10 protein-coding genes are annotated in these 12484 nt (G+C 39.0%); 7 read left to right on the top strand and 3 right to left on the bottom strand.

Annotated elements, in window-relative coordinates:
• The first annotated feature begins 108 nt into the window (after positions 1-108).
• The 7 genes from V6256_RS00430 (at position 109) to ggt (ending at position 8560) form a co-directional block, all read left to right on the top strand.
• On the top strand, positions 109-579 hold the full coding sequence (locus tag V6256_RS00430) for a hypothetical protein (RefSeq protein WP_341595996.1): 471 nt from the start codon (positions 109-111) through the stop codon (positions 577-579).
• Positions 580-955: 376 nt separating this feature from the next.
• The gene (gene ilvG, locus V6256_RS00425; RefSeq protein WP_341595995.1) at positions 956-2602 is read left to right on the top strand and encodes an acetolactate synthase 2 catalytic subunit; all 1647 of its coding nucleotides are present in this window, start codon (positions 956-958) and stop codon (positions 2600-2602) included.
• Positions 2599-2853 (top strand): acetolactate synthase 2 small subunit, encoded by a 255-nt coding sequence (ilvM, locus tag V6256_RS00420; protein WP_341595994.1) that lies wholly within the window; start codon positions 2599-2601, stop codon positions 2851-2853. Before ilvG ends, ilvM begins: the two co-directional genes overlap by 4 nt.
• A 103-nt stretch (positions 2854-2956) precedes the next feature.
• Positions 2957-4795, top strand: a complete 1839-nt coding sequence (gene ilvD / locus V6256_RS00415) for a dihydroxy-acid dehydratase (RefSeq protein ID WP_341595993.1) — start codon at positions 2957-2959, stop codon at positions 4793-4795.
• 190 nt (positions 4796-4985) lie between these two features.
• Positions 4986-5693: a helix-turn-helix domain-containing protein gene (locus V6256_RS00410; RefSeq protein ID WP_341595992.1), complete on the top strand. Its 708-nt coding sequence runs from the start codon at positions 4986-4988 to the stop codon at positions 5691-5693.
• A gap of 96 nt (positions 5694-5789) precedes the next feature.
• Positions 5790-6695: a DMT family transporter gene (locus V6256_RS00405; protein ID WP_341595991.1), complete on the top strand. Its 906-nt coding sequence runs from the start codon at positions 5790-5792 to the stop codon at positions 6693-6695.
• Between the two features lie 113 nt (positions 6696-6808).
• Positions 6809-8560, top strand: coding sequence for a gamma-glutamyltransferase (ggt, locus tag V6256_RS00400; protein WP_341595990.1), 1752 nt, complete (start codon positions 6809-6811; stop codon positions 8558-8560).
• A gap of 955 nt (positions 8561-9515) precedes the next feature.
• On the opposite strand, the gene tkt is transcribed toward ggt, so the two are convergent.
• The 3 genes from tkt to glpE all read right to left on the bottom strand — a co-directional run bounded on the left by tkt (position 9516) and on the right by glpE (position 12434).
• The gene (gene tkt, locus V6256_RS00395; RefSeq protein WP_341595989.1) at positions 9516-11504 is read right to left on the bottom strand and encodes a transketolase; all 1989 of its coding nucleotides are present in this window, start codon (positions 11502-11504) and stop codon (positions 9516-9518) included.
• Positions 11505-11730: 226 nt separating this feature from the next.
• The gene (locus tag V6256_RS00390; RefSeq protein WP_341595988.1) at positions 11731-12081 is read right to left on the bottom strand and encodes a DUF6572 domain-containing protein; all 351 of its coding nucleotides are present in this window, start codon (positions 12079-12081) and stop codon (positions 11731-11733) included.
• A 35-nt stretch (positions 12082-12116) separates the two neighbouring features.
• Positions 12117-12434, bottom strand: coding sequence for a thiosulfate sulfurtransferase GlpE (gene glpE, locus V6256_RS00385; RefSeq protein ID WP_341595987.1), 318 nt, complete (start codon positions 12432-12434; stop codon positions 12117-12119).
• Between the last annotated feature and the right edge of the window lie 50 nt (positions 12435-12484).

Here is a 12484-nt window from a genome sequence, read left to right as displayed (position 1 = left end):
ACACTGGATAATTTAAATTGAGTTATTGTTCACGGTATTACCGCCCATTAAATAGTATGGTATGACAAAATATTTAACCATTAATGATCAAAGTAAAAGGGAAAGTCGATGAAAAGTAACAAAGAAATTGCACTAGACGCCATTGAAGTCGTTAAACCATCTATTGCAAAATTATTTGAGCGTACTAATAGACAAGAATTACACATCGTAATCATGGATCCAGCATTAAAGCCTTGGGAAGCATCATTTGAAGATGCTATTTTAGTAGAGCAATCATTAGGTAACCCAAGTGAGTGGACTATTCCTTTTGACGAGCTAGCAAGAAAGAAAGCGAAACAAGCTTGGCGTAATGGCTGTGCAAATTTAGATATTCAATCTAAACACCCTTCATCATTGCAAGAAGACGATATTTTATTTTATGGTTCTTTTGTATACGGTAATATTGTGGTTGGTTGTAGTGGTGTTGAACAGCACTATGATATGTTGATGAGTAGTTGGATTGCACTTGCTTTTGAACAACTTACCGTTGCTGAATACACAAAAAGCAAGGCTGAAACACCAACAAAAGCGGCAAGATAGTTTTAATATTTAAGCAAACGCGTTTTTATTCTGTAAAAGCGCTTTTGCTATCCTTTCAAGCCCCCCCTGTATTTACTCTAAAATGTATAAGTATCTTTAGGTTTTCATCACTTAAACATTTTGCAGCGAGAAGTGGTGAAAAACTGCTTTTTTATAGCCAATACTACAAAACCATAGCACCGCCCAATATTAAACAGACAGTATCAAACCTAGCAACTTATCCTTAGATCTAGATCCTGTTATTTATCATTGATTAAAAATGTTACAAATCTTGTTTGAACCGCGTATTTTTGCTATAAAGACCACCCTTTTAAAAAATCAATCTTGCCTTTATTACGACAAATTGATTAACCATCATTAATTTCAGGAAGAACCCATGAATGGTGCACATTTTGTTGTACAAGCATTAAAAGAAAAGAACGTTACTCAAGTATTTGGTTACCCTGGTGGCGCGATCATGCCACTATACGACGCATTATATGATGGCGGTGTTGATCACCTGTTATGTCGTCATGAGCAAGGTGCTGCAATGGCGGCAATAGGCTATGCACGAGCAACTGGTAATGTGGGTGTGTGCATTGCGACTTCAGGTCCCGGCGCAACTAACCTAATTACAGGATTAGCTGATGCATTATTAGACTCGATTCCTGTTATTGCTATTACGGGACAAGTGCCAACTCATTTAATTGGTACCGATGCCTTTCAAGAAGTCGATGTATTAGGTTTATCCTTAGCTTGTACTAAGCATAGTTTTTTAGTGCAGTCTGCAGAACAACTTGGCCCTATTATTGAGCAAGCTTTTGAGGTTGCTACCACAGGTCGCCCTGGCCCTGTTTTAATCGATATCCCAAAAGATATTCAAGTCGGTCAAAGTGTCGCTTATCAAGTTGCTCAACTTGCCGCTAAACAACAAATACTCGACGCACAGCTTGTTGAACAAGCACAACAAATGATTAGCAACGCTGATAAACCATTATTATATATTGGTGGCGGTGTTGGCATGGCCAAAGCTGTACCTGAACTACGTGACTTTGTAAAAAACACAGGTATTCCAAGTGTTTGTACATTAAAAGCGATTGGTTGTATTGAGCATGACTCGCCTTACTTTATGGGAATGGTGGGTATGCATGGTAGTAAAGCCTCTAACCTTGCTATTCAAGAGTGCGATCTATTAATTGCTGTGGGTGCGCGTTTTGATGACCGTGTGACAGGTAAGTTAGATGAATTTGCCCCTCATGCAAAAGTCATTCATTTAGATATTGATGCCGCTGAAATTAATAAATTACGTGCAGTGACGTTATCCATGACCGATGATTTAAAATTAGTGTTACCTGCTATTTCAACCAATACTGATATCGCTCCTTGGCAGCAACATGTTAACGATATGAAAATCGAATTTGCTAATCGTTACGATCATCCTGGAGAGCCTATTTTTGCCCCAGCATTATTACGTCAAATTGCAGAAAATATCCCTTCAGATACAGTGATTTGTAGTGATGTAGGACAACATCAAATGTGGGTAGCTCAACATATGTTTGTAGATCGCCCTGAAAACCATATATCTAGTTCTGGTTTAGGTACAATGGGGTTTGGTGTACCTGCAGCGGTAGGTGCGCAAGTTGCTCGCCCTGATAACATGGTGATCGCAGTCGCTGGCGATGGTTCATTTATGATGAACGTACAAGAGCTAGGCACGATTAAACGTAAGAAATTACCAGTAAAGATATTACTCATCGATAACCAGCGTTTAGGCATGGTAAGACAATGGCAAAAGTTATTCTTTAAAGGCCGTTACAGTGAAACAATATTAACTGATAACCCTGATTTTGTGACCTTAGCAAGTGCCTTTGATATTCCAGGGGAAACCATTGTTGTAAAATCACAAATTAATGCTGCTTTAGATAGATTCTTAAATAGTGAAGGCGCCTACTTACTACATGTATCCATCTCTGAAGAAGAAAATGTATGGCCTTTAGTGCCACCAGGCGCACCTAATGATCAAATGATGGAGAGCGTAGAATGAATAATTCAATTGTAATTAAGGCAAGTAATAGCCCTGAATTTCTAGAGCGTGTATTACGAGTTTGTCGTCATCGTGGTTTTAGTGTGGACAGTATGAGTTCACAAACTGAACAACCACAACAGACCTTATCGATCACGTTGAACATTGTCAGTGAGCGCGATATTAGTTTGTTAACCAAACAAATTGAAAAAATCATTGGTGTAATAGAGATCACGCTATCTAAACCACAAGAAATTAAAGCAACTGCATAATTGCAGATTGTACCGGTAAAGGTGATATGCTCTACTTGCACTATCATTGTTATTAAAAATTTAACATATTTATTTGCTCCACAAGCAGTTTAAGGAAATTGAAATGCCAGCTTATCGTTCAAAAACATCAACACATGGTCGTAACATGGCAGGTGCCCGTGCATTATGGCGCGCAACTGGCGTGAAAGATGATGATTTCGGAAAACCGATCATCGCAATCGCGAACTCTTTTACACAATTTGTACCGGGCCACGTTCACCTAAAAGATATGGGACAACTGGTTGCCGGTGCTGTTGAAGCTGCTGGCGGTATTGCTAAAGAATTCAATACTATCGCTGTTGACGATGGTATTGCGATGGGTCACTCAGGGATGCTTTATAGCTTACCGTCACGTGATCTCATTGCAGACTCAATTGAATACATGGTTAACGCTCACTGTGCTGATGCCATCGTTTGTATTTCTAACTGTGACAAAATCACCCCAGGAATGTTAATGGCGGCTTTACGTCTAAACATCCCTGTTATTTTTGTTTCAGGCGGCCCAATGGAAGCAGGTAAAACTAAGCTTTCAGATCAAATCATCAAACTAGACTTAGTTGATGCAATGGTAATGGGCGCTGATAAAACAGTCTCTGATGAAGATGTTGAAAAAGTAGAGCGTAGCGCTTGCCCTACCTGTGGTTCATGTTCTGGTATGTTTACAGCTAACTCGATGAACTGTCTTACTGAAGCATTAGGTTTATCATTACCAGGTAACGGTTCAATGTTAGCAACTCATGCTGACCGTGAACAATTATTTTTAGACGCTGGTAGCCGAATTGTTGATATCGCAAAACGCCATTATCAAGAAGATGATTACTCTGTATTACCTCGTTCAATTGCTAACCGTGCAGCTTTCGAAAACGCAATGGCATTAGATATTGCAATGGGTGGTTCAACGAATACAATTCTGCACTTGTTAGCTTGTGCACAAGAAGCTGAATTAGACTTTACCGTAGCGGATATGGATGAAATGTCTCGTCGTATTCCTCAGCTATGTAAAGTAGCGCCTTCAACGCCTAAATACCACATGGAAGATGTGCATCGTGCAGGTGGTGTAATGGCTATTTTAGGTGAGTTAGACAGGGCTGGTTTATTAAATGGCGACACACCAACTATCTTAAACATGACCATGCGTGAACAGTTAGCAAAATACGATATTATGCAAACGCAAGATCAAGCTATTATTGATTTTTACCGTGCAGGTCCGGCGGGTATCCGTACAACACAAGCATTCAGTCAGTCTTGTCGTTGGGATACTGTTGATAACGATCGTGCAGAAGGTTGTGTACGCTCTCTAGATAACGCTTTCAGTACTGAAGGTGGTTTAGCCGTATTATTCGGTAATATGGCTATTGACGGCGCTGTGGTTAAAACGGCAGGTGTTGATGATGATAACCTAACCTTTACTGGCCCAGCTAAAATATACGAAAGCCAAGATGATGCTGTTGAAGCAATCTTAGGTGGTAAAGTGGTTTCTGGTGATGTTGTTGTTATCCGTTACGAAGGCCCACAAGGTGGACCGGGTATGCAAGAAATGCTTTACCCAACGAGTTACTTAAAGTCAATGGGGTTAGGTAAAGAGTGTGCACTTATCACCGATGGTCGTTTCTCAGGTGGTACATCTGGTTTATCTATTGGTCATGTATCACCAGAAGCAGCTGCTGGCGGTGTCATTGGTTTAATTGAAAATGGTGACATTATCGATATCAACATTCCAACACGTGAAATGAACCTACAAGTATCTGATGAAGTACTAGCAGAGCGTCGTGCTAAACAAGATACTATCGGCTGGAAACCAGTTGATCGTATTCGCCCTATCTCAACGGCGTTAAAAGTTTATGCGTCAATGGCAACATCAGCAGATAAAGGTGCAGTACGAGATTTAACTAAACTTAAATAAAGTTTAAATAAATAGCCATACTGAACCTTACTAATAAGCCAGTGTCGACTTTAACGTCTCACTGGCTTTTTTGTCGCACTTTTCTAGAGATTGTTAACCCCACTGCCGCTAACAATAGCCCACTCTTTTAATCATTCACATTTGCCTTTATTATCACCAGAGAAAACTAACCGTTAAGGCGCTACCTATAATGCAAAATAAGCTATCGATTCGCTCCTATAGCAGTAAACCTGTAAGCCATACCCATCCGTTTAATCAACTAGTGCTGCCTTTACGTGGTGTTATTAATATCACAGTAGAAAACTTCAATGGTAAGGTTGCACCAGGCGAATGCGTTATTGTTAAGCGTGATCAACAGCATTTATTTACAGCTAATTCAGAGGCGAGGTTTGTTGTTGCTGATATGCAACAGTTACCCGCCAACCTGCTATCTTCAAACACGGTGGTATTTGCGATTAATCGTTCTCTTATTCATTATTTAAATGTCATAGAGAGCCAATTAGAAAACAAAATAAACCAACAACTAGAAAAGGTAATGTTTGATATGTTTTATCTCTTATTATCGGAGCTTACCTTACTGCCTAAAGTTGATAAACGCATTGCTGCAGTCATTTCATTTATAGAAAAAAATATTGCCCATTCAATTCAACTTAAACAATTAGCCGCCATTGCTTGTTTAAGCGAAACGCAGCTTAAAAAGAACTTTAAAGTGCAAACCAACAGCACTGTCATGGCATACGTTAGCAGAATACGAATGGAAAAAGCACAAGCTTTGTTAATTCATACAGATTACCCATTACAAATAATCGGTGAAAAAGTGGGCTATCAGGAACTGTCTACTTTTAGTATAAAATTTTCACAATACTTTGGTTTACCGCCGACTAAATTTAAAAAATAACTCGTCTTAATTGTTAATAAATGCGTCTTAATGGTTAAAAAGTCAGATCATATTTACTTTATTATTAGCTCTCAAACATAGCTTGGTAGACTTTATATGAACAATGACTTAAATAACGTTAAAGGTATATTAGCAATCATTTTTGCTAGCTTTTTATGGGGCACAACAGGCACAGTGGCTAGCTATGCACCACAAATAAACTCACTTGCTATTGGTGCTTTTTCAATGGGCGTCGGAGGCATATTTCTTGTTTTTAATGCTCGAGAAAAACTGCTAAAAAACAGTCAAAAATTATTAAGCTCACCAAAATTACTGCTACTCGGCAGCCTATCAATTGTTGTTTATCCACTCGCTTTTTATACCTCAATGCGATTATCTGGCGTGGCGATTGGTACAGTCATTTCTATTGCCAGTGCCCCTTTATTTGCTGCTTTATTAGAGCGTCTGATCAGCAAAAAGGCAATTTCTGCACAATGGTTAATAAGCTTTATCATCGGTGCAATTGGTATTGCCCTGTTGGCCTTAGGTAGGAAAATTGATAGTAATGCGAGCGATATTTATCAACAAAGCATTGGCATTATTTTAGGCTGTATCGCTGGCTTGAGTTACGCCAGTTATTCATGGGCAACTAGACAATTAATTGAAAAAGGAGTCGACTCACAGACTGCTATGTCTACTTTATTTGGTGGTGCGGCACTCCTTCTATTACCATCACTATGGTGGACTGTTGGAAACCTACCTTTCAGCTCAACCAACCTCAGCGTAGCCTTGTACCTTGCGATCGTACCAACGTTTATAGGTTACCTTCTTTTTGCTTTCGGTTTAAAGTTTGTGGACGCGAGTAAAGCAACCTTAATCACCCTGATTGAACCTTTAATTGCGACACTTTTAGCTGTATTTATTATTGGAGAAAAGTTTAAGTTGATCGGTTGGATTGGAGTCTTTTTTGTTTCCTTATGTTTATTGATTCAAACATGGAAGGTTAAAAAAACACCTCAATAAAAACAAAAAATAAGCAGAATGCATTTCTCTAAAAAAACAAAAAGTGATATAAGTAAGTGACATAAGTAAATAATATGGATTCTCACTTACACACTTAAATAAGGAAATTTAGTATGCTTTCTGCCATTAAAAATAAAATTCCCACACAGCTCAAGTTAGCGGTTTTATCACTTTCAATCTTCTCAATCAGTCAAACAGCCATCGCAGCAACAACACCCGCTATTTATAGCCAAATGGCAATCCACCATCCAGTATGGGCAAAAAGTGGCATGGTTGCAACACAGGAAGCACTAGCAACAAAAATTGGTGTAGAGATTTTAAAACAAGGTGGTAACGCTGTGGATGCCGCGGTTGCTGTAGGTTATGCACTGGCAGTAACCCTACCACGAGCAGGTAACTTAGGCGGTGGTGGTTTTATGCTTGTCTACCTAGCAGAGAAACAGCAAGTAATTGCCATTGATTACCGAGAAAAAGCGCCTGCAGATGCTTCTAGAGATATGTATTTAGATGAAAATGGTGAAGTAACACCTAACTTATCTAAATTCCATGGTTTAGCTATTGGTACGCCCGGAACCGTGATGGGGTTAGAGCATGCCCGTAAAACTTATGGCACCCTTTCAAGAGAGCAATTACTTGCACCAGCAATTAAGCTCGCTAAAGAAGGTATTACTGTCACACCTGATTTAGCTGGTTCGTTAGCAGCATTAAAAGATAGATTAGGTAAATCAGAAGAAGCCAAAAACATTTTCTATAAAGAAGACGGGGTTAATTACGCGCCCGGTGACACACTGAAACAAACAGACCTAGCCGATACATTAACCATTATTAGTGAGCAAGGTGAAAAAGGCTTTTACGAAGGAAAAATTGCCAAAGCAATTGCCGCAAGTATCCAAGAAGCTGGCGGTATCGTGACAGAAAATGATTTAAAAAATTACCACTCTGTCGATAGAAAAGCGATTGAAGGTACATATCGAGGATACCAAGTATTCTCTATGCCACCACCATCTTCGGGCGGTGTTCATATAGTGCAAATATTAAATATGCTAGAAAATTATGACATCACAGCAATGGGTCATAATAGCGCACAACATATTCATACATTAGTGGAAAGCATGCGTAGAGCCTATGCAGATAGAAGCCTACATTTAGGCGATAGTGATTTCGTCAAAGTTCCGGTAAAAACATTAACCAGCAAAGCATATGCAAAACAACTTGTTGATACTATCGATCCGGATAAAGCTACACCAAGTAAAGATATTCAACCCGATGCAAACTTACCTTATGAAAGTAACCAAACCACTCACTTCAGTGTAGTCGATAAATGGGGCAATGCTGTCGCGAATACTTATACCTTAAATTACAGTTATGGTTCTGGAATTGTCGCTAAAGGTACAGGTGTTTTATTAAATAATGAAATGGATGATTTCTCTGCGAAACCGGGACATGCTAATGGGTATGGTTTAATTGGTGGTGAAGCAAATGCAATTGCACCTGGGAAGCGCCCACTGAGCTCAATGAGCCCTACGGTTATTCTCAAAGATAACGAGTTGTTTATGGTTACAGGCACACCGGGTGGCTCACGTATTATAACCACTACCTTACAGGTTATCTCTAACGTGATTGATTATGGTATGAATATCGCAGATGCGACTTCAGCAACACGTATTCACCACCAATGGTTACCAGACTACATACGTGTTGAATCTGGGTTAAGTGCAGACACAGTGAATATTTTGGAAGCTAAAGGCCACCAGCTTAAAGTACAAGAGTCGATGGGAAGTACACAAAGTATCATGACCTCTGAAAACGGCTTATACGGAGCGTCAGATCCACGTCGTCCATCATCATTAAGTGCAGGTTATTAATAATATAAAATAAGCAATAACATTAACTATTTGATGATATTGCGACTTAAAAATGAAAGGGCCTGATATCGGCCCTTTCGATTTAGCTTCTCTGCCTAAACCATCACCTACCTATCTCCCCTTTAAAATATTAATAGCCGTAGCAGTGCTAAATAAACATTTTGCTTCGAGTATAAGCCATTAATAACAAAAGTTATCTTTATCGCTACAACCTTTCCAATAAAGCCTTAAAGGGTAATAGGTCACCAACAATAGAATTAAGTAAATCTTCACGAATAGGTAGCAATAGAGTATTAATACAGAGATATTAAAGGATAACTAACTGTGATTTGGTCAAGGTAAACAAAGCAGTATTTATTGAAAGGTTAAATAATATTCATAGCCCAAAGGTAACACAAAGTCTTTAGGTGAATGAATCATTTATATTATTAAGGAGATGTCCTTTGCTATAACATCTTTTTAGACAACTCCCCTATCCTTGTTTAAGGATAATACTAACCTAAGTAAAAATATGATCTAATTGATTTATCTATTGCGATTAAAGCAACTCAGATAGCGCATATAAAAAAGACAGATTTTAAACTACTTGCCTGTAAGCAAACTTCACTTAAGTAAAATGTAACAAGGTAAAGAGGCGAAATGCTTTTTTTATTCATTGCACGTACAAGGGAGGCTGAAAAAAGAAGTCGCAGAGCTCCTTCGCTCATGGTACTAAGCTGACGCTTAATTCGCCCACCGCCCCAAAAAACACTTAATTTCTACTTCGGGGCGGTGACTTTAATCTCCCTGCTTGCATCAAAGTAAAAAAAACAAAACAAACTTCATCTAAATAAAATGCAAAAAGGCAAAGAGCGAAGTGCTTTGTTTTATTGACTGCATCTACAAGAGAGGCTGAAAAAAGGCAATAAAAAAGCCGCGATAAACGCGGCTTATTAAACATGGTAAAACAGGCTAATTATAGAGAGTTAGCTGTTTCAACTACGTTTTTAACAGTGAAACCAAACATTTCAAATAATTGATCAGCAGGTGCAGATTCACCAAATGTCGTCATACCAATTACTTTACCGTTTAGGCCAACGTATTTGTACCAGTAATCAGCAATACCAGCTTCAATTGCAACACGTTTAGTCACTGCCGCAGGTAATACAGACTCTTTGTATTCAGCAGATTGAAGTTCAAATTGCTCAGTACAAGGGATTGATACAACACGTACTGCTTTACCTGATGCTGTTAGTTCAGCAGCAGCTTGCATTGCTAATTCAACTTCTGAACCAGTTGCAATTAAGATAATTTCAGCAGGAGTCTCGCTATCAAGTAGTACATAACCACCTTTTGCAACGTCAGCTAATTGCTGTGCATCACGCGCTTGTGGTTTTAGGTTTTGACGGCTAAAGATAAGTGATGACGGTGCATCAACAGATTCAATTGCAAATTTCCAAGCAACAGCAGATTCAACACTGTCACATGGGCGCCATGTGTTCATATTTGGCGTTAAACGTAAGCTTGCAATTTGTTCTACAGGTTGGTGAGTTGGACCATCTTCACCAAGACCAATTGAGTCATGTGTAAACACTTGAATAGAACGTTGTTTCATTAATGCAGACATACGTAATGCGTTACGTGCATATTCCATGAACATCAAGAACGTTGCGCCGTAAGGAACAAAACCTTTGTGTAATGCGATACCGTTAATGATAGCGGCCATTGCAAACTCACGTACACCGTAATGTAGGTAGTTTCCTGCAGCATCATCAGCAGTAATAGCTTTAGTACCAGACCACATAGTTAAGTTTGATGGTGCTAAGTCAGCAGAACCACCTAGTAACTCAGGTAGCATTGCACCGTAAGCTTCGATACAGTTTTGTGATGCTTTACGTGTCGCGATATTACCTTGGTTTGCTTGTAAATCAGCAATGTATGCTGAAGATTTTGCTTCCCAGTCAGTTGGTAATTCATTATTTACACGACGCTTGTATTCGCTTGCTAATTCAGGGTAAGCAGATGCGTATGCAGCAAACTTATCTTCCCAAGATTGCTCAGCAGCTTGACCTTGCTCTTTGTTATCCCAACCAGCGTAGATGTCAGCAGGAATCTCAAACGGACCGTGGTTCCAACCTAATGCTTTACGTGTAGCAGCAATTTCATCGTGACCTAGTGGTGCACCGTGACAGTCATGTGTACCTTGCTTAGCAGGAGAACCAAAACCAATGATTGTTTTACAACAAATGATAGTCGGTTTAGTCGTTTCCGCTTTAGCAGCAATGATAGCGTCTTTAATTTCTTCAGCGTTATGGCCATCAACAGAAAGCACTTGCCATCCGTAAGACTCAAAACGTTTCGGTGTATCATCAGTGAACCAACCTTCTACTTCACCGTCAATTGAAATACCGTTGTCATCCCAAAATGCAATTAGTTTACCTAGGCCCAATGTACCAGCTAGAGAACACGCTTCATGAGAAATACCTTCCATTAAACAACCATCACCTAAGAAAGCGTAAGTGTTATGGTCAACAATTTCATGGCCGTCTTTATTAAATTGCGCTGCTAATGATTTTTCAGCAATCGCCATACCAACAGCATTAGTGATACCTTGACCTAATGGGCCTGTTGTTGTCTCAACACCAGGTGCATAACCATACTCTGGGTGACCAGGTGTTTTTGAATGTAACTGACGGAAACCTTTAAGATCGTCAATTGACAGATCATAACCAGTTAGATGCAATAGAGAATAAATAAGCATTGAACCATGACCATTAGAAAGAATAAAACGGTCGCGATCAGCCCAATCAGGGTTAGTCGGGTTGTGCTTTAGAAAGTCAGTCCATAGAACTTGTGCAATATCGGCCATACCCATTGGTGCGCCTGGGTGACCTGAATTGGCTTGTTGGACAGCATCCATACTAAGGGCGCGAATTGCATTAGCTAACTCTTGACGAGAAGGCATCTGTTTCTCCTGATTACATTTTGGTTTAATAGAAATTGCGGATATATAGGGTGCGGATTATCCCAAATCCCCTGTACAGGGGCAAACGATAATTTACTAGTTGATCACATATTTGCGTTAAATAAATAAATTTATCGCTAAGCTTTTAAATTTAAAAGGATAAATATAAATATAAAAATAAAAAAAGGAGGCAAAACCTCCTTTAAAAGCTTAAAAAAATTGATTTTTAGCTTTGTTGTTCTGCGTAACCAGTATCTCGGTTAGGACCAAACACAAAAATAATCCCTTTATCTAATAATAACTGTGTAGTTTTATCAAAAAAAGTAATCGCCTGATCATTCGGCATATGTTTTAAAATCAGTTCAATCACAACATCAAAACCTACTGCATCAGGTAATGCTTTAGATAACTCACCTGACTCGATGAAGTATAGATAGGTATTAATTTTCTCTTGTAATGTAAATAAATGTATATTTTCATCATCCCAAAGTAGCGAATCAATAATACTTAAGAATACACGCTTCGCTTCTTTTTCCATTCCGATAGCATCAATGCTATCAGTATCAACTACACTCATAATTTACCTTTTGAAATAATATTAATTAAATAGGATTACTCTGAACCGAGTGGGAAAAGCTGGCGCCACATTGCCATTCCACCTTCAACACTGTAAGTATCTTTGTAGCCTTGCTCTGCTAAATATTGCGCAACCCCTTTACTACTATTACCATGATAGCAAACCACAAAGACAGGCGTATCAACATCAATCTTATCCATAAACACTGGCAGTGTTTCATTATTCAAATTGAATGCCCCAGGTGCATGATCTGCTGCGTAAGACTGTGCGTCTCGCGTATCGACTAAGATAGCCTTTTCACTTTGTAATCGTTGCTTTGTTTCTGCTATTTCTATCAATTTAAACGAAGGCATTAAATTTCCTTTTTGACATGTTTGATGCTCTAATTCCTGCAAAGAAGTTT

The sequence above is a fragment of the Psychromonas aquatilis genome (assembly GCF_038155185.1).
Classification (GTDB): domain Bacteria; phylum Pseudomonadota; class Gammaproteobacteria; order Enterobacterales; family Psychromonadaceae; genus Psychromonas; species Psychromonas aquatilis.
Note: the sequence above shows the minus strand (reverse complement) of the source record. Positions and strands in the feature narration are given on the sequence as shown.